Consider the following 25,351-nt stretch of genomic DNA (forward strand, 5'->3'; position numbering starts at 1 on the left):
CATGGCGCGGTAGGCCCGCTAGCACCGTCCTTGCACAAGGCGTGTTAAAGGAAGAGCGTGCCAATGGGGTCGAATCGGGCGTGGTGTTCCCGCCCGACCGAGCGCCCCATGGCGCGGCAGGCCCGCTAGCACCGTCCTTGCACAGGGCGTGTTAAAGGGAGAGCGTGCCAATGGGGTCGAATCGGGCGTGGTGTTCCCGCCCGACCGAGCGCCCCATGGCGCGGTAGGCCCGCTAGCACCGTCCTTGCACAAGGCGTGTTAAAGGGAGAGCGTGCCGTCGCCGGCCTATCTTCCTGCGGCGATTGGCTTTTTTTAATCGCCGTTATTTATTTAACTTTGGGCAGGAATTCCGCTGCGCAAACGTTTTCGTTTTCTGATAGAATTCGCCGCGAACCAGCTTCGGGGCGGATGACCAAGGGATGCATGCATGATCTGGGTTGATTACGTCATTATTGGCATCATCGTATTTTCTGCTCTGATAAGTCTGATTCGCGGGTTTATACGTGAAGCATTATCATTAGTGACATGGGCATGTGCGTTTTTTGTGGCCAGCCACTATTATGTTTATCTTGCTATCTATTTTACCCGCTTTGAAGATCAGCTGGTTCGTAACGGTATCGCGATTGCCTTGCTGTTCGTGGCTACCCTGATCGTCGGGGCAATCGTCAACTACGTGATTGGCTCTCTGGTGGAGCGGACCGGTTTATCCGGCACCGACCGCGTGTTGGGCGTCTGTTTCGGCGCACTCAGGGGCATACTGGTCGTATCGGCCATGCTATTCTTCCTGGATACCTTCACCGGCTTCTCCCAGAGCGCGGACTGGCAGCAGTCCCAGCTTATACCGCAATTCAGCGGTATTATCAGATGGTTCTTCGACTATCTGCAAAGCACGTCGAGTTTCTTACCCAAGCATCTCACGCTTTGGTAACGCTGATGAGGAAATGACATTATGTGCGGTATTGTCGGTATCGCCGGATTTATGCCGGTCAACCAGTCGATTTATGACGCGTTAACGGTGCTCCAGCACCGTGGGCAGGATGCCGCAGGCATCGTCACCATTGATGCATTGGATTGCTTTCGCCTGCGCAAAGCCAATGGCCTGGTGAAGGATGTATTTGAAGCACGCCACATGCAGCGTTTGCAGGGGACCATGGGCATCGGCCATGTACGTTACCCCACCGCCGGCAGTTCCAGCGCCTCCGAGGCGCAACCCTTCTATGTCAATTCCCCGTTCGGCATCACCCTGGCGCATAACGGCAACCTGACCAACGCCCACGAATTACGCAAAAAATTATTCGAAAAAGGACGCCGGCATATCAATACCACGTCCGATTCGGAAATCTTGCTGAATATCCTGGCCAGCGAACTGGACCGCTTCCCGGACTACCCGCTGGAAGCCGATGATATCTTCGCGGCGGTTGCGGCCACCCACCAGCAGATCCGCGGCGCCTATGCCGTGGTCGGCATGATTATCGGCCATGGCCTGATTGCGTTTCGCGATCCGAACGGCATCCGCCCCCTGGTTATCGGCAAGCGCACCCTCGCCGACGGACGCAACGAATACATGGTGGCTTCCGAAAGCGTGGCGCTTGATACGCTGGACTTTGAGTTCCTGCGCGACGTGGCGCCGGGCGAGGCGGTGTATATCACTGAAGCGGGCCAACTGTTCACCCGCCAGTGCGCCGAAAACCCCCAAAGCCATCCGTGCCTGTTCGAATATGTCTATTTTGCCCGCCCGGATTCCTTTATCGATAAAATTTCGGTCTACAGCGCCCGCGTGCGCATGGGGCAAAAACTGGGCGAAAAAATCGCCCGTGAATGGGAAGACCTGGATATCGACGTGGTGATCCCCATCCCGGAAACATCCTGCGATATCGCGCTCGAAATCGCCCGCATCCTCAACCTGCCTTACCGCCAGGGTTTTGTAAAAAACCGCTACGTGGGCCGTACCTTTATCATGCCCGGCCAGCAGGTGCGCCGCCAATCGGTACGCCGCAAACTCAACGCCAACCGCGCCGAGTTCCGCGATAAAAACGTACTGCTGGTGGACGACTCCATCGTGCGCGGCACCACGTCCGAACAGATCGTGGAAATGGCGCGCGAAGCCGGGGCGCGTAATGTCTACCTGGCCTCCGCGGCGCCGGAAATCCGTTTCCCCAATGTCTACGGCATTGATATGCCAAGCGCCACCGAACTGATTGCCCACGGCCGCGAAGTGGACGAAATCCGCGCGCTGATTGGCGCGGACGCGCTGATCTTCCAGGACCTCGGCGACCTCGAGGCGGCGGTGCGGGAAGATAACCCGGATGTGGTACAATTTGAATCCTCGGTATTTAACGGTATTTACGTCACCAAGGATGTCGACCAGCGTTATCTCGACTATCTTGAATCGTTACGCAACGACGACGTCAAAGCCGTCCAGCGCCAAAACGAAGTCGAAAACCTGGAGATGTATAACGAAGGGTGAGGGGCGCAACCCGCACCGATCCCCCGGCGGTTAACCGGTAGACGATATATGCACCCGGGCGGTAACACGCGCCGGGTGTTTTTATTATGGGCGGCGCCGATCCATCCGGCGTCCGCGACAGGGAGAACTGACATGAAACGACTGATCGTCGGCATTACCGGCGCCAGCGGCGCCATTTATGGCATCAGGCTGCTGCAGGTGCTCAAGGCGCTGGACGGCATTGAAACCCATCTGGTGCTGAGCAACGCCGCGCGCCAGACGCTGGCCCTTGAAACCGATTACAGCGTGCGCGATTTGCAGGCCCTGGCGGATGAGTTCCACGATTGCCGCGACATTGCCGCCAATATCAGCTCCGGCTCCTTCCACACCGCCGGCATGGTGATTCTGCCCTGTTCAATGAAAACCCTGTCGGCCATCGTCAACAGCTACAGCGACAGCCTGCTCACGCGTGCGGCCGACGTGGTGTTAAAAGAGCGGCGCACCCTGGTGCTGGGCGTGCGCGAAACGCCGCTGCACGTGGGCCATCTGCGGCTGATGACCGCCGCCGCGGAAATGGGCGCCGTCATCATGCCGCCGGTGCCGGCGTTTTATCACCGTCCCGTCACCCTGCACGACGTGGTCGACCAGACCGTCAACCGGGTGCTGGACCAATTCGATATCGCGCTGCCGCAGGACCTGTTCCAGCGCTGGCAGGGCGCTAACTGACGGTGAAAATCCTGCCGGATTTATTCGCGGGATGTGAAGCCGCCGGCATTTTTATAGGTTGTTTCCAGCATAGCGACGCAACCTGATGGCGCGTTCTGATAACATTGCACCAATAGTGATCAGGCTGTGTTTTTTTATGGTGCAGCCGCCCCGCGGCACCCGCCCTGACGCTATGCCCTCAGGCTGGAAACGGCGCGGGTTCGCCCCGGCCCGGGTAGTAAATAAGCAGGTCAGCCGGTTTTGTGCGCAGGTGGTCGGGCTATTGGCCACTCGCGCTGAAATGGCACGAAAAGTGCAACTCATTCCGCTGAAAACATCACGGTGTGTGCCTAATTAAAATTATTCCGAGGGTAATGTATGAATAAGCTGGTTAAAGTCCTTCCTCTGGTATTTGCTCTGGCCGCTGCCGGCAGCGCGTATGCCGCCGTGCCCAAAAATATTAAAATCGGCACCGATCCCACCTATGCGCCGTTCGAATCGAAAAATGCCAGCGGCGAACTGGTTGGTTTTGATATTGACCTCGCCAAAGAGCTTTGCAAACGTATCCAGGCTAAATGCACCTTTGTGGAAAGTGATTTCGACGCCCTGATCCCCTCGCTGAAAGCGAAAAAAATCGACGCCATCATCTCCTCGCTTTCCATCACTGAAAAACGCGAACAGGAAATCGACTTTACCGATAAGCTGTATGCCGCCAATGCCCGCCTGATCGCCAAGGCCGGCACCACCATTACCCCGACCCTGGATGCCCTGAAGGGTAAACGCGTCGGCGTGCTGCAAGGCTCCACCCAGGAAGCCTATGCCAACGCCAACTGGGCGCCGAAGGGCATTGACGTCGTCGCCTATGCCAACCAGGATCTGATCTATGCCGATCTGGCCGCCGGCCGTGTCGACGCCGCGTTCCAGGATGAAGTGGCCGCCAGCGAAGGTTTCCTGAAACAGCCTGCCGGTAAAGGCTATGTCTTCGCCGGTCCGGCGGTTAAAGACGATAAATTCTTCGGCGTCGGCACCGGCATGGGCCTGCGTAAAGATGAAACCGATCTGAAGGCCGCGCTGAACAAAGCCTTTGCCGAGATGCGCAAAGACGGCACCTACGATAAATTTGCCAAGCAGTATTTTGATTTTGACGTGTACGGCGGTTAATCCTGTCATTTTGTGTTTGCCCGCGCCTTGCGCGGGCGAATAGTTGTTATCCTCCGCCAGGACAGGATATGATCGATGCTTTATGGTTATTCGCAACTCATCATTAACGGTGCCCTGGTTACCCTTGAGCTGGCGCTTACGTCGGTGGTGCTCTCGGTAATCATCGGCCTGATCGGCGCCGGCGCAAAACTTTCCCGCAGCCGTACCCTGGCAGGCATTTTTGACGGCTATACCACGCTCATTCGCGGCGTACCCGATCTGGTGCTGATGCTGCTGATTTTCTACGGCCTGCAAATCGCCCTGAACAGCCTGACCGAAGCCATCGGCATGGACCAGATTGATATCGACCCCATGGCGGCCGGCATCATTACCCTCGGTTTTATCTACGGCGCCTATTTTACCGAAACCTTTCGCGGCGCGTTTATGGCAGTGCCGCGCGGCCAGATAGAAGCGGCCACCGCCTTTGGTTTTTCCGGCGCGCAGATTTTCCGCCGCATCATGTTTCCGGCCATGATGCGTTTCGCGCTGCCCGGTATCGGCAACAACTGGCAGGTTATTCTCAAGGCCACGGCGCTGGTCTCGCTGCTGGGCCTTAACGATGTGGTCAAGGCCACGCAGCTGGCCGGCAAGGGTACTTATCAACCCTTTTATTTCGCCATCGTGGCGGGGGTGGTCTACCTGATTTTCACCACCTTGTCCAACGGGGTGCTGTTATGGCTGACCCGGCGTTATTCCATGGGCGTTAAGAAGGCCGAGTTATGATTGAGATCCTGCGGCAATATGGTCCGGCTTTGTTATGGAGCGACGGTTATCGTTTTACCGGACTGGCGGTAACACTGTGGCTGCTGATTTCTTCCGTGGTTATCGGCGGGGTGCTGGCGGTTTTTATGGCGGTGGCGCGCGTGTCGCCGCGTCCCTGGGTGCGTTTCCCGGTCTGGCTGTTTACCTATATCTTTCGCGGTACGCCGCTGTATGTGCAACTGCTGGTATTTTATTCCGGCATGTACAGTCTGGAGATTGTGCGCGGCACGGATATGCTTAACGCTTTTTTTCGCAGCGGCCTGAATTGCACCATACTGGCGCTGACGCTGAATACCTGCGCCTATACCACTGAAATCTTCGCGGGCGCCATTCGCGCGGTGCCGCACGGCGAAATCGAGGCGGCGCGGGCCTATGGGTTCACCTGGTTTAAGTTGTACCGTTGCATCATCCTGCCCTCCGCGCTGCGTACCGCCATCCCGGCCTACAGTAACGAGGTGATCCTGATGCTGCACTCCACCGCCCTGGCCTTTACCGCCACGGTTCCCGACGTGCTGAAGATTGCGCGCGACATCAACGCGGCGACCTACCAGCCTTTTTACGCCTTCGGTATCGCGGCGGTGATTTACCTGATGATCTCTTTTGTGCTGATAGGGCTGTTTCGCCGGGCGGAAAAACGCTGGCTGCGCCACGTTAAGCCGCAATAATCCCATTACGCGCAGGATATGACTATGCAAGATACCAAACTGTTGATTAAGGAGCTGCACAAGCGCTACGGCGATCAGGAAGTCCTGAAAGGGGTTTCGCTGGAGGCGCGCGCGGGGGATGTTATCAGCATTATCGGCTCCTCGGGGTCGGGTAAAAGTACATTTTTACGCTGTATCAACTTCCTGGAAAAACCGAGCGAGGGGTCGATAAGCGTCAATAATATCGATATCCATATGGTGCGGGATCGGGACGGGCAGTTGAAAGTGTTCGATAAAAAACAGCTGCAGCTGCTGCGGACCCGGCTGACCATGGTATTCCAGCATTTTAATTTGTGGAGCCATATGACGGTGCTGGAAAACGTGATGGAAGCGCCGGTGCAGGTGTTGGGATTAAGTAAGAGCGAGGCGCGCGAGCGGGCGGTGCTGTATCTGGATAAGGTGGGCATTGACGCGCGCGCCCAGGCGAAATATCCAATCAATCTGTCCGGCGGCCAGCAGCAGCGGGTGTCCATTGCGCGCGCGTTGGCGATGGAACCGGATGTGCTGTTGTTTGATGAACCGACCTCCGCGCTGGACCCCGAGCTGGTGGGCGAGGTGCTGCGTATTATGCAGAAGCTGGCGGAAGAGGGTAAAACCATGGTGGTGGTGACCCATGAGATGGAGTTTGCCCGGCATGTGTCCAATCACGTTATATTTTTGCACCAGGGGGTTATCGAGGAAGAGGGGACACCGGCCGATGTGTTCGGGAGCCCGAAGAGCGCCCGGTTGCAGCAATTCTTGTCCGGCGCTCTCAAATAGGCGCGCTCTTCCTTGAACACGACTGCTTTGAGAGCGGTGTTGGCGGGCCTACCCTGCCATGGGGCCTCGGTCGGGCGGGAAAACCACGCCCGATTCGACCCCATAGGCACGCTCTCCCTTGAACACGACTGCTTTGAGATAAGTGTTGGCGGGCCTACCCTGCCATGGGGCCTCGGTCGGGCGGGAAAACCACGCCCGATTCGACCCCATAGGCACGCTCTCCCTTGAACACGTCTGCTTTGAGATAAGTGTTGGCGGGCCTACCATGCCATGGGGCCTCGGTCGGGCGGGAACACCACGCCCGATTCGACCCCATAGGCACGCTCTCCCTTGAACACGTCTGCTTTGAGATAAGTGTTGGCGGGCCTACCATGCCACGGGGCCTCGGTCGGGCGGTAAAATCATGCCCGATTCGACCCCATAGGCACGCTCTCCCTTGAACACGACTGCTTTGAGATAAGTGTTGGCGGGCCTACCATGCCATGGGGCCTCGGTCGGGCGGGAACACCACGCCCGATTCGACCCCAAAGGCACGCTCTCCCTTGAACACGTCTGCTTTGAGATAAGTGTTGGCGGGCCTACCATGCCATGGGGCCTCGGTCGGGCGGGAACACCACGCCCGATTGACCCCATAGGCACGCTCTCCCTTGAACACGTCTGCTTTGAGATCGATGTTGGCGGGCATACCGTGCCATGGGGTGCTCGGGATTTATTCGTCTTTAACGATATCGGCCAGCGCGTCCCTGAGCTCCATGTAGCGAAAGGTAAATCCGGCCGCTTCCAGGCGTTTGGGGACCGCCCGCTGGCCGCCCAGCATCAGCGTGGCGCCTTCGCCCATCATCAGCTTTACCGCCGCCGCCGGAGCGCGCATTAAGGCCGGGCGGTGCAGCGCCTCGCCCAGGGTGGCGGCGAATTGTTCATTATGCACCGGGTAGGGCGCCACCAGGTTGAACGGGCCGCTTAACCCGTCGGTGTTCAGCAGGAAGATCAGCGCATCCACCATGTCGTCGATATGGATCCAGGACAGGAACTGGCGACCGTTGCCGATAGGTCCGCCCAGCCCCAGTTTAAACAGCGGCAGCAGTTTGCCCAGTATGCCGCCGTCCGCCGCCAGCACCACGCCGGTGCGCGACAGGCAGACGCGCGTGCGCGGACTTTGCGCGCTCAGCGCCAGCTCTTCCCAGCGCTGACATAAGGTGTGGGTGAATTCGGCGACCGGCGGTTCGTCCTCGGTGACCAGGATCTGATCCTGGTTGCCGTAAAAACCCGTCGCCGATCCGGAAATAAATACGCGGGGCGGATCGTCCCCCTGGCGTATCAGCTGGCTCAGGCGTTCGGTCACGTCCCAGCGGCTGCGGCAAAGACGATCTTTTTGTTCCTCGGTCCAGCGCTTATCGGCAATAGGCTCGCCCGCCAGATTGAATACCGCGTCAAACGCATCCAGGTGGGGACATGAGGCCAGCGTGGTCAGGGTGGTCACGTGGGTACCCAGTTTTTGCTGGGCACGCTGGGGATCGCGGGTCAGTACCGTGATCTGGTGCGACAATGTCAGCAGCCTGGCGATCAGGTGCCGTCCAATAAGCCCGGTTCCGCCGGTGATCAAAATTTTCATATTTGCCCTCGCTTCCCGCAATGCGCACGTCAATTAACAGCTTGGTTACAAGCATAGGCCATTTTTGCGGGAAAATGAGTGAACAAAACCCCTGAACTGACAATAAATTGACAATTAAACCGGTAAAATAAACCGCGCCGCCGGCTGGACGGCGCGGCGCGTGGGCTAGGCTTTTTGCGCGGGTATCTGATAGGCGCGCTCGACCGCGGGGCGGGAGCGAATGCTGTCGAACCAGCGCCGTACCGCCGGGAAATCCGCTAAATCGATATGCTGACGCTCGTGGGAAACGACCCAGGGATAGGTGGCGATATCGGCAATGCTGATGTTGTCGCCGGCCATATAGGCATGGCGGGCCAGTTGCCGGTTTAAAACGCCGTACAGGCGCACGGTCTCAAGCTGGTAGCGCTCGATGGCGTAAGGCACCGGCTTGGGCGCGTAATGGCTGAAATGGTGGTTCTGGCCCAGCATGGGGCCAAAACCCGCCATTTGCCAGAACAGCCATTGCAGCGTGGCCTGGCGCTCGCGGAAATCCTTGCTGATAAGCTGGCCGGTTTTATCCGCCAGATAAAGCAAAATCGCCCCGGATTCAAACAGGCTTAACGGCGCGCCGCCGTCGGCGGGTTGCTGGTCGACGATCGCCGGTATTTTATTGTTGGGCGAGATGGTGAGAAATTCCGGCGCGAACTGTTGGTTGGCGGAGATATTGATCGGATGGATTTGATAAGGCAGGCCGGTTTCTTCCAGGAAAATCGTTATTTTATGGCCGTTGGGCGTGGGCGCGTAATAGAGGTCAATCATAGAAGCTCCTTGTGAATGTATAGCCGCGTGATGACACTCTAGAACAAATGCCCGTTGAAATCACCACCCGTTCCGGCCGCCGCATCATAGCGCCGTTACCGGCGCCGGTAAGTTTGTTAAGCTTGAGAGATGATGAACAACCAGAGGATGCTGCCATGAAACTGATGTTTGCCGCCGATATACACGGCTCGCTTGCCGCTACCCGCCGTATGCTGGCGGCCTATGACGCCAGCGGCGCCCAGTGGCTGGTGCTGCTGGGCGATTTGCTTTATCACGGCCCGCGCAACGCCCTGCCGGAGGAATACCAGCCGGCGGCGGTGGCGGAGCTCCTGAACGGCTATGCCGATCGTATCATCGCGGTGCGCGGCAACTGCGACAGCGAGGTGGATCAAATGCTGTTAACGTTCCCTATTACCGCGCCCTGGCAGCAGGTCCTGCTGGAGAATCATACCCGGCTGTTCGTCACCCACGGGCATCTTTTCAATCCCGCCAGCCATCCCCCGCTGCGGCGTGGCGACGTGGTGGTCTACGGCCATACTCATATTCCGCAGGCGGAGCGGCGGGAGGATATCCTGTATTTCAATCCCGGCTCGGTCAGTCTCCCCAAAGGCGGCTTCGCCGCCAGCTACGGCCTCCTGGAACAGGAAATATTACGAGTTGTGTCATTGGAAACGAGCGAGACTATTGCGCAAGTGGCGATTAACCACTAAGTTATGACGGATCCACTCGTGCAAATTTTTTTATTTTATTACAATTAAGGTGCGCGGCTCTCCCGCGTCTCGTTAACAAGGGATTCGAAAGATGGTGGAACAGAGTCAGGCTGCTGGCGTGGAATGGGTTGACATCGTCAACGAAGAGAATGAAGTCATCGCCCAGGCCAGCCGTCAGCAGATGCGCGCAGAACGTCTCAGGCACCGCGCCAGCTACATCGTGGTCCATGACGGCATGGGCAATATCCTGGTGCAGCGCCGTACCGCCACCAAGGATTTTTACCCGGGTTATCTGGATGCCACCGCCGGCGGCGTGGTGCAAAGCGGTGAAAATATGCTTGATTCCGCCCGCCGGGAAGCAGAAGAAGAGCTGGGCATCGCCGGCGTGCCGTTTGCTGAGCACGGGCTGTTCTACTTTGAAAACGACCATTGCCGGGTCTGGGGCGCGCTGTTCAGCTGCGTCACCCACGGTCCGTTTGCCCTACAGGCTGAAGAAGTGGAGGCGGTCAAATGGCTGCGCCCGGAGGAAATCACCGCCCGCTGCGATGAATTCACCCCGGACTCCCTCAAGGCGCTTTCGCTTTGGATGAGCCGCAATAACCAGCAAAGCCACGGCAAGCCTTTACCTCCCTCCGCCCCGGAGCAAAAAACCGCAGAAGAGTAACTGCCTGCCTCAAGGCTAATCTGGGCATGTTAAAGGTAATACCTGTCTTGGCGGCTGAATCGGGCGTGGGTCTCGCTTGCCGTGCGGGGCGATTTGTGTTGCCGTGGCGGGGGTTTTGCTTGCCGTGCGGGGAGATTAATGTTGCCGTGGCGAAGGTTTCGCTTGCCGTGCGTTCGGCGGTTATATGGAATGCCGGGTGCCGGCAAGCGACAAAGAGGCCGTACCGCGACGGCCTCCTTGACCTCCGCGCGTCCGGCAGATCGTGCGCCGCTGCGCGGTTCCCGGCAACGCCGCATCCCGGCTTTTGGACCGCCCGATATGCGCTCCAAGCGCAATCCGGGCTTTCGCCGCTCCCGGCGGCTCATCCAGCCGCGCTGCGCGCCGCCGGCGCACTCGATGCCGGCACCACGTCAACACCATCGCCTGTGAGAAAAACAGCGCTTTGGGGTCCATCGCGGCATGTGATTACCGGGAAAGGTATCAGTATACATTTTGCGCTAAAGTTTACAGTTTGATGGCTGATGGCTTAATGATTACTGTTAAAACTTAAAACTTAAAACTTAAAACTGAATGATGAATGTCTTATTGCATGACTGCATGACTGCATGACTGCATGTCCAACTTTTCGCTGTGCCAGCTGCATTCCGTACCCGTTGTATTCCAGAACCGTCAATCGCATTCCGACGCCAGACTTTATCCAAAACAACAGCGCCACTATTGCTACATAATATGCCGTGCGAACAGCGACATGTGGACCGGCATAAAGCGCGCTGACGGCGCCTGTGTCCCCGGCATGAGCCGCCGGGAGCGGCGAAAGGCCCGGTGGCGCCGGGAGCGCTAACCGGGCCGGTGCATCACGGGGGCATGGGCGACGGAAGGCATCGCGCAGCGACGCGCGACCTGCCGGGCGCGCGGAGGTCAAGGAGGCCGTCGCGGTACGGCCTCTTTGTCGCTTGCCGGCACCCGGCATTCCATATAACCGCCGAACGTACGGCAAGCGAAACCCCCGCCACGGCAACATAAACCTCCCCGCAAGCAGGTTAACCTATCCCGACGCCAGACCCTATCCAACACAACAGCGCCGCTATCGCTTAAAAAAATACATTACCAACAGCGACATATGCCCCGGCATAAAGCGCGCTGCCTTCCGGGCGCGCGGAGGTCAAGGAGGCCGTCGCGGTACGGCCTCCTTATCGCTTGCCGGCACCCGGCATTCCATATAACCGCCGAACGCACGGCAAGCGAAACCATCGCCATAGCAACATAAATCCCCCGCACGCCGCCAGCGCAACCCCCACCCCGGCGACATCGACGTGGCGACGTTGACCTTGACGGATGCCCAAGAGGGCCCGACCCTAGGACTCCCATAGCCCGCCAGGACCCGGGACCGCGATCGCGGAACCTACACCCGGCGTGTTAAGGGAAGCGCATGCCAATGGAGAGGCGAACCGGGCATGTATTTTCCGCCCGACCGAAGTCCCCTGGCGCGGTAGGCGCGTAACCACCCATCCCAGACAAGGCGTATCAAGGCTACCCGCACAAATAAAAACGCCGGCTTGCGCCGGCGTTGTGCTTACTACTGACAGGGCCAGCGGGCTTATTTAGCCGTTTCAGCCTGTTTGGACTGGATGGCGGTCAGGGCGATGGTATAAACGATATCGTCCACCAGCGCGCCGCGCGACAGGTCATTAACCGGCTTGCGCATCCCTTGCAGCATCGGCCCGATGGAGATCAGATCGGCTGAACGCTGCACTGCTTTGTACGTGGTGTTGCCGGTGTTCAAATCCGGGAAGATGAACACGGTAGCTTTACCGGCAACCGGCGAATTCGGCGCTTTGGACAGCGCCACATCGGCCATAATGGCGGCGTCGTACTGCAACGGACCGTCAATCACCAGGTCAGGACGTTTTTCCTGCGCCAGACGGGTGGCTTCACGCACTTTTTCCACATCGCTGCCGGCGCCGGACGTGCCGGTGGAGTAGGAGATCATCGCCACGCGCGGTTCGATGCCAAAGGCCGCGGCGGAATCAGCGGACTGAATGGCAATTTCGGCCAGTTGTTCCGCGGTCGGGTCCGGATTAATGGCGCAGTCGCCATACACCAGCACCTGTTCCGGCAGCAGCATAAAGAACACCGAGGACACCAGCGAACTGCCCGGCGCGGTCTTGATCAACTGCAGCGGCGGGCGGATGGTATTGGCGGTGGTGTGAACCGCGCCGGATACCAGGCCGTCAACTTCGCCTTGTTCCAGCATCAGGGTGCCCAGCACGACGTTATCTTCCAACTGCTCGCGCGCGACCACTTCGGTCATGCCTTTGCTCTTGCGCAGCTCCACCAGACGGGCCACGTAACGTTCGCGGGCCACTTCCGGGTCGATAATCTCGATGCCTTTACCCAATTCCACGCCCTGCACGGCGGCAACGCGATGGATTTCGTCCGGATTGCCCAACAGCACGCAATGCGCGATGCCGCGTTCAGCGCAAATAGCCGCCGCTTTCACGGTACGGGGTTCATCACCTTCGGGCATCACGATACGCTTGCCGGCCTGGCGCGCCAGCTCGGTCAGCTGATAACGGAACGCCGGCGGCGACAGGCGACGCGAACGCTCGGAGCTGGCGGTCAGGGACTCGATCCAGTTGTTGTCGATATGACCGGCAACGTAGTTCTGCACTTTTTCCACCCGGCTATGGTCGTCGGCCGGCACTTCAAGGCTAAAGCCCTGCAGGCTGAGTGAGGTCTGCCAGGTATTGGTCTGCACGGTGAACATCGGCAGGCCGGTCAGGAAGGCGCGATCGCACAGGCGTTGGATGCGTTCGTCCACCTTATAGCCGCCGGTCAGCAGGATGGCGCCCAGTTCCACGCCGTTCATGGCCGCCAGACAGGCGGCAACCAACACGTCGGGACGATCGGCGGAAGTCACCAGCAGCGAACCCGGGCGGAAATGCTCCAGCATGTTCGGCAGGCTGCGCGCGCAGAAGGTCACCGAACGCACGCGACGGGTCTGGATATCGCCTTCGTTGATAATGGTGGCGCCCAAATGCCTGGCCATGTCGATGGCGCGCACGGCAATCAGGTCAAAGCTCCAGGGTACGCAACCCAGTACCGGCAGCGGACTGTTTTCAAACAGCTGCTTCGGATCGATATTGGCGACGCTGGCCTTGGGCGTGTCGTCAAAGATTTCCGACAGGTCCGGACGGGTGCGGCCCTGTTCGTCCACCGGCGCGTTCAGTTTATTGACGATAACGCCGACGATGCTTTTATTCTTGCTGCCGCCGAAGCTGGAACGGGCCAGCTCGATGCGTTCCTTCAGCTGATCGGGCGAATCGTTGCCGAGCGACAGCACAAAGACGATTTCCGCGTTCAGCGTCTTGGCGATTTCATAGTTCAGCGCGTTGGCGAACTGATGTTTACGGGTCGGCACCAGGCCTTCCACCAATACCACTTCCGCGTCTTTGGTATTGTCATGATAACGGGCGATGATCTCTTCCATCAGCACGTCTTGCTGGTTGGAGCCCAGCAGCGACTCCACATAGCTCATGCGCAGCGGTTCGGCGGATGGAATGGTGGAGTTGGCGCGGATAATATTCGTGGTGGCGTCAAGACCGTCATCGCCGGCACGGGGCTGCGCGATCGGCTTGAACACGCTCAGGCGCACGCCTTTCTGCTCCATGGCGCGAATGACACCCAGGCTGATGCTTGTCAGGCCGACACTGGTGCCGGTTGGGATCAACATGATTGTACGGGACACGGCTAAACCTCTTTCAACGGTTGCTCGTTAGTCAAACAAGTATTCCGCCGGCGCTTGTCCGGCGGAACGGAGATACTGTTACGCCGTCAGACGGGCGGCATCCTGGGCAATGACCAGTTCTTCATTGGTGGTGATGACAATCGCCGGACGGCTGGCGTCGGTGGTGATCACGCCGCTGTTGCCGAAACGGGCCGCTTCGTTGCGCTTCTGGTCGATTTCAAAGCCCAGCAGGGCCAGTTTGCCCAGGGTCAGTTCGCGCACCTTGGCGGCGTTTTCGCCGATGCCGCCGGTGAAGATCACCGCGTCCAGGCGACCGTCCATCAGGGCGGTATAGGAACCGATATATTTCGCCAGGCGGTGGCAGAAGACATCCATGGCGCGCTTGGCTTCAGGTTTCGTATCGTAATTGTCGATAACCCAGCGCATATCGCTGGTGACGCCGGTCAGGCCCAGCAGGCCGGATTCCTTGGTCAGCAGTTTATCGATTTGTTCAACCGACATGCCCATGGCATTATGCAGGAAGAAGATAATGGCGGGATCGAGATCGCCGCTGCGGGTGCCCATCACCAGGCCTTCCAGCGGGGTCAGGCCCATGGAGGTGTCAACGCTCTTGCCGTTGCGCACTGCGGTAACCGAACCGCCGTTGCCCAGGTGGCAGGTGATCAGGTTGACGTCTTCCACCGGTTTATCCAGCATGCGCGCCGCTTCATGGGTCACAAAGTAGTGGCTGGTGCCGTGGGCGCCGTAGCGGCGGATGCGGTGCTCTTCATATAACGCATAGGGCAGGGCATACAGGAACGACTCTTCCGGCATGGTCTGATGGAAGGCGGTATCGAACACGGCGACGTTTTTGTCGGCCAGTTTTGGAAACGCCTTGAGCGCTTCGTTGATGCCGATGATATGGGCCGGATTATGCAGCGGCGCAAACGGGATGGAATCCTTGATGGCTTGCAGCACATCGTCCGAGAGCAGGGCGGAGGCGGTATACTTTTCGCCAACATTAACGACGCGATGGCCGATTGCGGTGAGCTGCGCTGATAATTCTGGTTTTTGAGCGAGAATTGTATTAACAATAAAGCTCAACGCTTCGCTGTGCGCGGCGCCGTTTCCTAACGCAGCTTCGTGCTTGCCGCCGTCCATCTTCCATTTGATGCGCGCTTCCGGCAGGTTGAAACATTCTGCGAGGCCGGAGAGATGTTCTTCACCGTTGGCAGCATCGATAATGGCAAATTTTAGGGATGAACTGCCACAGTTAAGAACCAGTACTAGCTTACTCGACATGGAAGTACCTATTTGTTGTGCATGGTTAATAAATCATCAATCAGCTATAAAGCGTAGCGCATTACGCCGTTGAGATTTATGATTAACATCATGCCAAAGTGCGTTTTATTTGACATGAAATCGAAAACTGTTGAAGTTAAACATTTTTTTGAAACACGTGTTTACTTATCGCGGTTAATCGTAGCGACATTACACGGAATCGTGCTGCTCAGGCGGCGCAAACGGTGCGTAGGGGCCAGCCATAAGGCGGCAATAAGGATAACGATTGCCGGTAGTAAAGACAAAATATATTTAAAAGTTATACAATTTGATTGTGATTTTGCACAAAAATTTTAATTTTTATTCGTAAAGTTGAGGCCCGCTATGGCGACAATTCCTTCCGGTTCGGTAAGCTGGTACAAAATTTTCCAGCGCGGACAAGATTATATGAAAACCTGGCCGACCGAGAAACGCCTGGCGCCGCTTTTTCCTGAAAACCGCATGATCGCGGCCACCCGCTTTGCCGTGCGCTACATGCCGGCGGTGGCGGTCTTTACCCTGACCTGGCAAATCGCCCTCGGCGGCCAGCTTGGGCCGGCGGTGGCCACCGCCATCTTTGCCTGCAGCCTGCCGATGCAGGGGCTGTGGTGGCTGGGTAAACGCTCCGTGACGCCGCTGCCCCCCACGCTTTTGCACTGGTTCCATGAAGTACGCCATCAGCTTAACGAGGCGGGTCAGGCGCTGGCGCCGGTGGAAGGCGTGCCGACCTATCAAATGCTGGCCGACGTGCTTAAGCGTGCGTTTAAGCTGCTGGATAAAGCCTTCCTGGACGATTTATAAGCGTTATGTCGCTGTCCGCCAGCCGCCGCCCCGGGCAGCGGACGGGCGATATTTCGCCACCTGCTGTCTTAAATCAAAAAAGCGCCGGCTTCCGGTACCGCCATCGTACGCATTATGCGATGCTAGCGCCAGACGACTAGAGGCACCCACGGGGCGGCGCTCGCCATTGGCGCGAACAGTTCGGCGCCCCACGGTATACAATCAGGAGTGGATGATGGAGATGACAAACGCCCAACGGTTAATTCTGTCCAACCAGTATAAGATGATGTCCATGCTGGACCCGGACAACGGCGAACGCTATCGCCGTCAGCAAACCATTGTGGAACGCGGCTACGGCCTGCAGATGCGCGAGCTGGACCGTGATTTCGGCCAGTTGAGCGAAGACGTCTGCCGCACGATTATCGATATCATGGAACTGCACCACGCGCTGCAGGTCTCCTGGTCGAACCTGAAGGAAAAACAGGACATCGACGAGCGTCGCCTGGCGTTCCTTGGCTTTGACGCCGCCACCGAGGCGCGTTACCTGGGCTATGTACGCTTTATGGTCTTTACCGAGGGACGCTACACTCACTTTGATTCCGGCACCCACGGTTTCAACGCCCAGACCAAGATGTGGGATAAATATCTGCGAATGCTGGCCGTCTGGCAATCCTGCCCGCGCCAATATCATCTCAGCGCGGTGGAAATTACGCAAATTATCAATGCCTGACGGCTTAACCCGGAGATATGCCTGTGCTGTGTAAAGGTTTTTTATTTGACCTTGATGGAACCTTGATTGATTCATTGCCGGTGGTGGAATTAGCCTGGGGAAATTGGGCCAGGCGGCGGGGGGTTCCCGTCGACGAGGTGTTGAACTTTATCCACGGCAAACAGGCTATTACGTCGTTGCGCCATTTTATGCCGGGGGAAAGCGAAGAACGCATCCAGTCCGAATTCAGCGCGTTGGAAAAGTTCGAGGCGGAGTGCATCGACGGGGTAACGGCGCTGCCCGGGGCGGTGGATTTGCTTAACCGGCTCAACGCGCTGGATATTCCCTGGGCCATCGTGACCTCCGGGTCGATGCCGGTGGCCACCGCGCGGCTGCGGGCCGGGCGCCTGCCGCAGCCGGCATGGCTTATCACCGCCGAGCAGGTCGCCCGCGGCAAACCCCAGCCGGACGCCTATCTGCTGGGCGCGAAAAAACTGGGGTTTGCGCCGGTGGACTGCATCGTCGTGGAGGATGCCATCGCCGGCATCCAGGCCGGCCTGGCCGCCGGCTGTCCGGTCATCGCGGTCAATCCGCCGCCGGAAACGCCGCAGAAAGAGGCGATCGGCCTGCTCCTGACCTCCCTGGAACAACTGGTGATTGAACGCGACGGCCAGGGTGCGCGCGTCAGCCTGCGCACAGCTTGAGAGAAATCAACTGTTTAATGATTTAGCCCCGCCATCCCGGGGCTTTTTTATGGCATGATTGGCCGCAGACACCGCTTTATAATCCGGGAAAACGTTGTGAATAACGAACTCATCTGGGTGCTGGCCCTGCTGTTGATCGCTATCTTTCTCTTTACCACCAACAAAGTGCGCATGGATGTGGTGGCGCTGCTGGTGATCATCGCCTTTGTCCTGAGCGGCACCCTATCGTTGCCGGAAGCCACCGCCGGCTTCAGCGATCCCAACGTCTTACTGATCGCCGCCATGTTTGTCGTCGGCGAGGGCCTGGTGCGTACCGGCATCGCCTACCAGGTCGGCGAGTGGCTGATGCGGGTGGCGGGCAAAAGCGAAACCCGCATGCTGATCCTGCTGATGATCACCGTCGCCGCCTTGGGCGCCATTATGAGCTCCACCGGCGTGGTGGCGATATTCATCCCGGTAGTGCTGAGCGTGTCGCAGCGCATGAAAACCTCCCCCAGCCGCATGATGATGCCGCTGAGCTTTGCCGCCCTGATAAGCGGCATGATGTCCCTGGTGGCGACGCCGCCCAATATGGTGGTCAACAGCGAATTGGTGCGCGACGGCGCCGAGGGCTTCGGCTTCTTCGCCGTTACGCCGGTGGGCGTGGTGGTGCTGGCGTTGGGCGTCGGCTATATGCTGGTGGCGCGCTACTGGCTGGGCGGCGGCGAGGCCAGCCATGAGCGGGAGCAGTGGCAGCGCCGGACGTTCCGCGATCTGATCCGCGATTATAAGCTGACCGGCCGCGCGCGTCGCCTGGCCCTGCGCCCCGGCTCGCCGCTTATCGGCCAGCGCCTGGACGACCTCAGGCTGCGCGATCGCTACGGCGCCAACGTGGTCGGCATCGAGCGCTGGCGCAAATTTCGCCGGGTAATGGTAAGCGCCGGCGGCAATACCGAACTGCGCCAGCGCGATGTATTATTAATCGATATGTCCGCCTCCGAGGTGGATCTGCGACAGTTTTGCAGCGAGCAGCAGCTGGAACCCATGGTGCTGCGCGGCGAATATTTCTCCGAACAGGCCAGGGATGTGGGCATGGCGGAGGTGAGCCTGATTCCCGATTCCGAATTGGTGGGCAAGACGCTGCGCCAGGTGGGCTTTCGCAGCCGCTACGGCGTTAACGTGGTGGGCATCCGTCGCAACGGCGAGGCGATGGCGGGCAAGCTGATTGACGAGGAGCTGACGCTTGGGGATATCCTGCTGGTGATTGGCGACTGGAAGCTGATTCGCCAGCTGCAGCTGAAGAAAAACAATTTTATCGTACTGAACCTGCCGGCCGAGGTGGACGACGTGGCGCCGGCGGTGAGCCAGGCGCCCCACGCGCTCTTCTGCCTGGCGCTGATGGTGGCCATGATGCTGACGGAGGAGATACCCAACCCCATCGCCGCCCTCATCGCCTGCGTGCTGATGGGCAAGTTCCGCTGTATCGATATGGAAAGCGCCTATCGCGCCATCCACTGGCCGAGCCTTATCCTTATCGTCGGCATGATGCCCTTTGCGCTGGCGCTGCAGAAAACCGGCGGGGTGGACCTGGTGGTGCGGCTGCTGATGGATATCTCGGGCGGGGCGGGGGCGCATATCATGCTGCTGAGCCTGTTTATCCTCTGCGCGGTTATCGGCTTGTTTATCTCCAATACCGCCACCGCGGTGCTGATGGCGCCGATCGCGGTCGCCGCGGCCAACGAGATGGCGGTGTCGCCCTATCCCTTCGCCATGATTATCGCCATCGCCGCGTCCTCGGCGTTTATGACCCCGGTCTCGTCGCCGGTCAATACCCTGGTGCTGGGGCCGGGAGGCTATAAGTTCGGCGATTTTGTCCGTATCGGCGTGCCGTTTACCCTGCTGGTGATGGTGGTGAGCGTGGTGCTGGTGCCGATACTCTACCCGTTTTGATCTCACGGCGTGCGCCCGGCACGACTGTATCCGGACGGAGGTACGGGGCTAGAGCGGCGTGTCCTGGCTGATCTCGTCCAGGGACAGGCTGAAACTGGGCACAAACACCCGGATAAAGTACTCCATCTCCGGGCTGCGCCGCTGCTCCAGGGTTTTTTCCAGCCGCGCCATCGCCATGGTAAATTCATTATTGCCCGCGGAGATCTCTTCCAGGCACTTCAGGTAGGCACACAGGGTATCCGCCTGTTTCACCACCGCTTTTTCCTCTGGCTGGTAATAATCGTCGTCAAGCAGGGCGCGGTAGTCGTCCCGCAGCTCGGCCGGCAACATGTCAATCAGCTTCTGCTGGGCGATCTTCTCGATGTTTTTATATTCGTGGGCCATCTGCGCGTTAAAATATTTGATAGGCGTCGGCATATCGCCGGTCAATACTTCGCTGGTGTCATGGTACATCGCCAGCAGCGCGATGCGCTCCGGGTTCAGGGCGCCGCCGAACTTACGGTTGTTGATCACCGCCAGGGCGTGGGCGACAAACGCCACCTGCAGGCTGTGCTCGGAGACGTTTTCGGTGCGGACGTTGCGCATCAGCGGCCAGCGGTTAATCAGTTTCAAACGGGAAAGATGGGCAAAAAAGTGGCTTTGGGTCATGATGCGCCCTTACGGCAGGTGAATAAGGGATCTATTGTGCGCACAGCCGGCGGATTATGCAAATCCGCCGGTTCCGTGCCGGGCTGGCCCGAACGGCGTGGGTCACTGATGATAATGCTGCAGGAAGCGCCCCAGTTTGCCGATGGCGGTTTCCAGGATGTCGACATGCGGCAGCGTCACGATGCGCAGGTGATCCGGCCACGGCCAGTTGAAGGCGCTGCCCTGGACCAGCAGCACTTTTTCCTGTAGCAGCAAATCGAGCACCAGCTTCTGATCATCAAGAATATTGAAGCGCCGGGCGTCGATGCGCGGGAACATATACAGCGCGCCGCTGGGTTTGACGCATGACACGCCGGGAATATCGTTGATCAGCGCCCAGGCGCGGTTGCGCTGTTCATACAGCCGGCCGCCCGGCGCGATGAACTCGCTGATGCTCTGGTAGCCGCCAAGCGCGGTCTGGATGGCGTGCTGCATGGGGACGTTGGCGCAAAGGCGCATCGACGCCAGCATTTCCAGCCCCTCGATATAGCCCCGGGCGTGTTTTTTCGGCCCGTTCAGCACCATCCAGCCCTGGCGAAAACCGGCGACGCGGTAGGTCTTGGACAGTCCGTTGAAGGTGACCGTCAGCAGATCCGGCGCCAATGCGGCGATGGAGTGGTGCTGCGCCGCGTCGTAAAGGATTTTATCGTAGATTTCGTCTGAGAAGATGATCAGGTTATGCTGGCGGGCAATTTCCACCAGTTCCAGCAACATTTCCTTACTGTATACCGCCCCGGTCGGATTATTGGGATTGATAATCACCAGGCCGCGGGTACGCGGGGTGATTTTGCGGCGGATATCGTCCAGATCCGGAAACCAGCCGGCCTCTTCATCGCACAGGTAATGCACGGCATTGCCCCCGGAGAGGGACACCGAGGCGGTCCACAGGGGATAATCCGGCGCCGGGATCAGCATTTCGTCGCCGGTATTGAGCAGCGCCTGCATGGATTGCTGGATAAGCTCCGATACGCCATTGCCGATAAAAACGTCCTCGACGGTCAGGTCGAGCATATTGCGCGCCTGGTAGTGCTGCACAATCGCCTTGCGCGCCGAATAAAGGCCTTTGGAATCGCAATAGCCCTGCGAGGTCGGCAGATTGCGGATAACGTCCACCAGTACCTCTTCCGGCGCATCGAAGCCGAACGGGGCGGGATTGCCGATATTCAATTTGAGGACTTTATTGCCTTCTTCCTCCAGGCGCTTGGCTTCTTTCAGCACCGGACCACGAATGTCATAACAAACATTTTCCAGTTTGCTGGATTTTTCTACAGGTGAAATCACGATATTAGGCCTTCTCACAGGTAAACGTATTCCAACCATGGAATCACGCGTTCTGCATAATGTACTCTTCCGCTCTGATTTTTTGAAGGATAACGGGTGGATGCGCATCGAATGTTAAGATGGAAAATAAGAAACAGTTAAAAATTTATTTTCTTCGCTAATTTTTTAGATTAAAAAACTATTAAAACACCATCATGTCAAGATTTTAATGCTTTAAAATCCTATAAGAACAGTTAATTTGCGATTTTTTGCGTATTTTTTATACTACTTGGACCTGATAAAGGTTACTCTGCTAAATGAAAGGCGGTGGGCGGCGGTCAGCCGACGAGGACAAGGTTACAGTAAGCGACACCATTATATCGCTTCCCCAAGGGTAAAACACGGCGGGAAAATTAACCCGCTTTGCCTGACGCGCATCACACTTTTTATCGGGGTAAAGTATTGCCACTTCATCTGTTTGTGAACATTTATCCATAGAAAAATAAAGGTCACATTTTGATGCTTACAAATTATTGTTGTTTCGTTTATGGTAGCTATTTATGGTATACATTTATGCAGGTGTGCATTTAGAAAGAGATTTATTTTGATCGTATAAACAATAGTTAAGAAAAATTTATGTTAATTATGACGGTTGGGATAAGAAAATACGACTTAACCGGTAATATTCAACATTTATTTTAAATACCAAGGCCGGTTTTAATAAATTACATTTAAGTTTTGATGTGTCATTCAAGCCGTTACGGATTTTTTTTCTGCGCTATGCAAATGATATCATTGTGAAATTTAGTGTCTCATCCAGGACGAGGGCTGGATTTCGAGGACCGGGGCTACCTTTTATATCGGTTAGAGCTTTGTTTGATGAGTGCGAACTCCCCAGAGATTAAAGCATGTACCAGTTAACATAACGGCCGTGGTAACGTCGCTATGGTATGAAGGGGATATGCTCATAACAGTTTTAGCTTGGAAATGATTTTTTTGAAACGCCAGGGTAGTAGTGTGTAATTAGAATACAAAAGTGAAGACAATATTATGACCAATGCAAATCGTCCAGTGCTCAATCTTGATCTTGATTTATTGAGAACGTTTGTTGCAGTCGCTGATCTCAACACCTTTGCGGCCGCTGCAGCATCAGTATGTCGAACACAGTCGGCTGTCAGCCAGCAAATGCAACGATTAGAACAACTTGTCGGCAAAGAGTTGTTTGCCCGTCACGGTCGCAATAAGCTGTTGACCGAACACGGAATACAATTGCTGGGTTATGCCAGGAAAATTTTACTGTATAACGACGAGGCATGTACTTCCTTGATGTACAGTAATATCCAGGGGGTGCTGACCATCGGTGCTTCCGACGATACTGCCGACTCAATTTTGCCTTACTTACTCAGTCGTGTAACGCGGATCTATCCAAAATTAGCGATTGACGTTAATGTCAAACGCAGCCCTTTGATGCAGGAAATGCTGACAAACGGCGAAGTGGATCTGGCTATTACAACATTGACTAATCCAAATCATCCTTACGTTACGCTGCGTTCGTCGCCGACGTTATGGTTCTGTTCGTCGGATTACCGCTTTATTCCAGGGGAAGTTATTCCGCTGGTGGTGTCCGATGAGCCCAGTCCCTTTCGCGCCATGGCCATCGAGCAACTGCAGGCCGCCGGCATCTCATGGCGCATCGCCTACACTGCTTCTACCCTGGCCGCCGTGCGCGCCGCAGTAAAAGCGGGATTGGGCATTACCGTCCGGCCGGTGGAGATGATGAGTTCCGATCTGCGGGTGCTGGGGCAAAACGAAGGATTGCCGACGCTGCCCGATACGCAGTATGTCCTGTGTAAACATCCCCAGTGCGAGAATGAACTGGCCATGGCTATCTTCAGCGCGGTACAGACCGGTAACGACTCCTATAAACCAGACGTGGCCCGCCCGGTAAAAGGGGAGGGGGAAAGCTTCACGGTCAGTGACGAATAAATGAAATCAACTGGATATTAAGCCCCTGAAAATGGGGCTTAATTTTTCGTAAAATATAATTTATGCTGTAATAATGTAGTTTTATATTTCAACAGGTCTTAAAATACAGTCTTCCCGCCTGGTATCCCCGGTCCGTCATCTCCGTCGCGCATTAGCGCGCGCACACCAGAACTGGTTGTTTTTTATTCATGCCAACTAAATCAAAACACTGTTTCTATAATGTTTTTTGGTTAATGGCGCACAGAATGTGCATCTTTTATTCTGATTAGTTGCAAAATTGTGCCCTGGATCAAATTTTGCCCTTACCGATTGCGCGGAATAACGTGATTTTGCCTGAAAATGGTATAGTTACCTGCGGGCAATCATGGTGTCATAGAACCGCCCTATGTTATTGCTATGTTGCTGGCGCGCAACACTGACTCGATTAAGCTAAAATCGTGCGCATCAAATGTTAATTAGATATTAACTGTGTAAATTACTATGAAGTTTCTTTTGTCCAAGTTGACAAAAGGTTATGTAAAGGAGTAAAAACCCCACACAATGGCTGTGTATGCCGGTGGCAACAGCGCGGTGCGGTTTTTTCCTACTCCTTCCCATAAATCGATGTGGTGAGTCGAACTGCCGTTGACGAAGAGCAGACTGCAAAATGCCACTTTTGATGAGCAAAGAAAATGTCAATAACCACTGAAGTTACCGCCCATTACTGGGCGTTCGCCGTATTCCTCGTTGGTGCCGTCGGCCTGTGCTGCTTTATGCTGCTGGGCGGTTTCTTATTAGGCGGACGCGCCCACTCCCGCTCAAAAAACGTGCCCTTCGAGTCCGGTATCGACCCGGTGGGGACGGCAAGACTGCGTCTTTCGTCTAAATTTTACCTGGTGGCCATGTTTTTCGTCATTTTTGACGTGGAAGCCCTGTATTTATACGCCTGGTCGGTATCCATCCGCGAAGTCGGCTGGGTCGGTTTCTTCGAAGCAGCCGTTTTTATTATTGTGTTGTTGGCGGGCCTGGTGTACCTGGTGCGCGTCGGCGCGCTGGACTGGACGCCCGAGCGTTCCCAGCGTCTCAAGCGCGCGGGCCCAATCGCCGAAAACCAACGTCATCAGCAGTAACAGCGAGGCATAACCATGGATTACACCCTCACCCGTGTTGAGCCGGACGGTGAGAATGGCGGTGAAAATGACCGTTATCCCCTGCAAAAACAGGATATCGTCGCCGATCCCCTGGATGGGCACGTCAACCGCAGCGTTTTTTTGGGTACCCTGGAAAACGCGTTGCATAATGCGGTGAACTGGGGCCGGGGCAACTCGTTGTGGCCGTATAACTTCGGCCTGTCCTGTTGCTACGTCGAAATGACCACGTCCTTTACCGCGGTGCACGATGTGGCGCGTTTCGGGTCGGAAGTTATTCGCGCCTCACCGCGCCAGGCGGATTTCATGGTGATCGCGGGCACGCCGTTCACCAAGATGGCCCCGGTCATCCAGCGTCTTTATGATCAAATGCTCGAGCCGAAATGGGTGATTTCCATGGGCGCATGCGCTAATTCCGGCGGTATGTACGATATTTATTCCGTCGTGCAGGGCGTGGACAAATTTTTGCCGGTCGATGTCTATATTCCCGGCTGCCCGCCACGTCCGGAAGCCTATATCCAGGCGCTGCTGCTGTTAAAGGAATCCATCGGCAAGGAACGGCGTCCGCTCTCCTGGGTGGTGGGCGATCAGGGGGTTTATCGCGCCAATATGCAGTCGGAGCGCGAGCGTAAACAGGGCGAGCGTATCGCGGTAACCAACCTGCGATCTCCCGACGAGATTTGACGCGCGCGGCGATGTGGCGGTTGTCGTCCATAATCATTTAACGCGCACAGTGGCATGACGCCGGCACAGCATTAATTT

22 protein-coding genes are annotated in these 25,351 nt (G+C 56.9%); 16 read left to right on the top strand and 6 right to left on the bottom strand.

Annotation, left to right across the window (positions count from 1 at the left end):
- Positions 1–427 precede the first annotated feature (427 nt).
- The 7 genes from cvpA to hisP all read left to right on the top strand — a co-directional run bounded on the left by cvpA (position 428) and on the right by hisP (position 6,576).
- Positions 428–928: a colicin V production protein gene (cvpA, locus tag ACL2XF_RS02550; RefSeq protein WP_413727937.1), complete on the top strand. Its 501-nt coding sequence runs from the start codon at positions 428–430 to the stop codon at positions 926–928.
- Positions 929–949: 21 nt separating this feature from the next.
- Complete coding sequence (gene purF, locus ACL2XF_RS02555) at positions 950–2,467, top strand: amidophosphoribosyltransferase (protein ID WP_413727938.1); 1,518 nt, start codon at positions 950–952, stop codon at positions 2,465–2,467.
- A 132-nt stretch (positions 2,468–2,599) separates the two neighbouring features.
- Entirely contained in the window at positions 2,600–3,172 is a 573-nt protein-coding gene (locus ACL2XF_RS02560) for a UbiX family flavin prenyltransferase (RefSeq protein ID WP_413727939.1), read from the top strand.
- Positions 3,173–3,529: 357 nt separating this feature from the next.
- Positions 3,530–4,312 (top strand): lysine/arginine/ornithine ABC transporter substrate-binding protein ArgT, encoded by a 783-nt coding sequence (argT, locus tag ACL2XF_RS02565; RefSeq protein ID WP_410014191.1) that lies wholly within the window; start codon positions 3,530–3,532, stop codon positions 4,310–4,312.
- A gap of 75 nt (positions 4,313–4,387) precedes the next feature.
- Positions 4,388–5,074, top strand: a complete 687-nt coding sequence (locus ACL2XF_RS02570) for a histidine ABC transporter permease HisQ (protein ID WP_413723337.1) — start codon at positions 4,388–4,390, stop codon at positions 5,072–5,074.
- Positions 5,071–5,778 carry an ABC transporter permease gene (locus tag ACL2XF_RS02575; protein ID WP_410014193.1) on the top strand — a complete coding sequence of 236 codons (708 nt, stop codon included), beginning with the start codon at positions 5,071–5,073 and terminating at the stop codon, positions 5,776–5,778. The genes ACL2XF_RS02570 and ACL2XF_RS02575 overlap by 4 nt, the downstream gene beginning before the upstream one ends.
- A gap of 24 nt (positions 5,779–5,802) precedes the next feature.
- Entirely contained in the window at positions 5,803–6,576 is a 774-nt protein-coding gene (gene hisP / locus ACL2XF_RS02580; protein ID WP_410014194.1) for a histidine ABC transporter ATP-binding protein HisP, read from the top strand.
- Positions 6,577–7,285: 709 nt separating this feature from the next.
- Here the strand turns inward: hisP and ACL2XF_RS02585 are convergent.
- Both ACL2XF_RS02585 and ACL2XF_RS02590 read right to left on the bottom strand, forming a co-directional pair.
- On the bottom strand, positions 7,286–8,188 hold the full coding sequence (locus ACL2XF_RS02585) for a TIGR01777 family oxidoreductase (RefSeq protein ID WP_410014195.1): 903 nt from the start codon (positions 8,186–8,188) through the stop codon (positions 7,286–7,288).
- 165 nt (positions 8,189–8,353) lie between these two features.
- Positions 8,354–8,986 carry a glutathione binding-like protein gene (locus ACL2XF_RS02590; RefSeq protein WP_410014196.1) on the bottom strand — a complete coding sequence of 211 codons (633 nt, stop codon included), beginning with the start codon at positions 8,984–8,986 and terminating at the stop codon, positions 8,354–8,356.
- A 155-nt stretch (positions 8,987–9,141) separates the two neighbouring features.
- On the opposite strand from ACL2XF_RS02590, the gene yfcE reads away from it, so the two are divergent.
- Both yfcE and yfcD read left to right on the top strand, forming a co-directional pair.
- A complete protein-coding gene (gene yfcE, locus ACL2XF_RS02595; RefSeq protein ID WP_413727940.1) occupies positions 9,142–9,696 on the top strand; it encodes a phosphodiesterase in 555 nt (184 codons plus the stop codon).
- A gap of 91 nt (positions 9,697–9,787) precedes the next feature.
- The gene (yfcD, locus tag ACL2XF_RS02600) at positions 9,788–10,360 is read left to right on the top strand and encodes an NUDIX hydrolase YfcD (RefSeq protein ID WP_410014198.1); all 573 of its coding nucleotides are present in this window, start codon (positions 9,788–9,790) and stop codon (positions 10,358–10,360) included.
- 1,597 nt (positions 10,361–11,957) lie between these two features.
- Here yfcD and pta read toward each other — a convergent pair.
- Positions 11,958–14,108 (bottom strand): phosphate acetyltransferase, encoded by a 2,151-nt coding sequence (gene pta, locus ACL2XF_RS02605; protein ID WP_410014199.1) that lies wholly within the window; start codon positions 14,106–14,108, stop codon positions 11,958–11,960.
- A 78-nt stretch (positions 14,109–14,186) separates the two neighbouring features.
- Positions 14,187–15,389, bottom strand: a complete 1,203-nt coding sequence (gene ackA, locus ACL2XF_RS02610; protein WP_410014200.1) for an acetate kinase — start codon at positions 15,387–15,389, stop codon at positions 14,187–14,189.
- A 363-nt stretch (positions 15,390–15,752) separates the two neighbouring features.
- On the opposite strand from ackA, the gene yfbV reads away from it, so the two are divergent.
- From yfbV to ACL2XF_RS02630, 4 genes are all read left to right on the top strand, one after another.
- On the top strand, positions 15,753–16,208 hold the full coding sequence (gene yfbV / locus ACL2XF_RS02615; protein WP_410014201.1) for a terminus macrodomain insulation protein YfbV: 456 nt from the start codon (positions 15,753–15,755) through the stop codon (positions 16,206–16,208).
- Positions 16,209–16,422: 214 nt separating this feature from the next.
- Positions 16,423–16,917: a YfbU family protein gene (locus ACL2XF_RS02620; RefSeq protein WP_410016763.1), complete on the top strand. Its 495-nt coding sequence runs from the start codon at positions 16,423–16,425 to the stop codon at positions 16,915–16,917.
- 23 nt (positions 16,918–16,940) lie between these two features.
- Positions 16,941–17,600 (top strand): sugar phosphatase, encoded by a 660-nt coding sequence (locus tag ACL2XF_RS02625; RefSeq protein ID WP_413727941.1) that lies wholly within the window; start codon positions 16,941–16,943, stop codon positions 17,598–17,600.
- Positions 17,601–17,654: 54 nt separating this feature from the next.
- Positions 17,655–19,529, top strand: coding sequence for an SLC13 family permease (locus ACL2XF_RS02630; protein WP_413727942.1), 1,875 nt, complete (start codon positions 17,655–17,657; stop codon positions 19,527–19,529).
- Between the two features lie 48 nt (positions 19,530–19,577).
- Here ACL2XF_RS02630 and yfbR read toward each other — a convergent pair whose 3' ends face one another.
- Together yfbR and ACL2XF_RS02640 are read right to left on the bottom strand one after the other, a co-directional pair.
- Positions 19,578–20,177 (bottom strand): 5'-deoxynucleotidase, encoded by a 600-nt coding sequence (yfbR, locus tag ACL2XF_RS02635; RefSeq protein WP_410014204.1) that lies wholly within the window; start codon positions 20,175–20,177, stop codon positions 19,578–19,580.
- A 102-nt stretch (positions 20,178–20,279) separates the two neighbouring features.
- A complete protein-coding gene (locus ACL2XF_RS02640) occupies positions 20,280–21,494 on the bottom strand; it encodes a pyridoxal phosphate-dependent aminotransferase (protein ID WP_410016764.1) in 1,215 nt (404 codons plus the stop codon).
- Positions 21,495–22,526: 1,032 nt separating this feature from the next.
- Here ACL2XF_RS02640 and lrhA point away from each other — a divergent pair.
- The 3 genes from lrhA to ACL2XF_RS02655 all read left to right on the top strand — a co-directional run bounded on the left by lrhA (position 22,527) and on the right by ACL2XF_RS02655 (position 25,273).
- Positions 22,527–23,462, top strand: a complete 936-nt coding sequence (lrhA, locus tag ACL2XF_RS02645; RefSeq protein ID WP_410014205.1) for a transcriptional regulator LrhA — start codon at positions 22,527–22,529, stop codon at positions 23,460–23,462.
- 671 nt (positions 23,463–24,133) lie between these two features.
- Complete coding sequence (locus ACL2XF_RS02650) at positions 24,134–24,571, top strand: NADH-quinone oxidoreductase subunit A (RefSeq protein WP_331121040.1); 438 nt, start codon at positions 24,134–24,136, stop codon at positions 24,569–24,571.
- 15 nt (positions 24,572–24,586) lie between these two features.
- Positions 24,587–25,273: an NADH-quinone oxidoreductase subunit B gene (locus tag ACL2XF_RS02655; protein WP_331121041.1), complete on the top strand. Its 687-nt coding sequence runs from the start codon at positions 24,587–24,589 to the stop codon at positions 25,271–25,273.
- Positions 25,274–25,351: the final 78 nt, after the last annotated feature.

Origin of the sequence: Sodalis sp. RH19 (assembly GCF_047324215.1) — a bacterium.
Classification (GTDB): domain Bacteria; phylum Pseudomonadota; class Gammaproteobacteria; order Enterobacterales; family Enterobacteriaceae; genus Acerihabitans.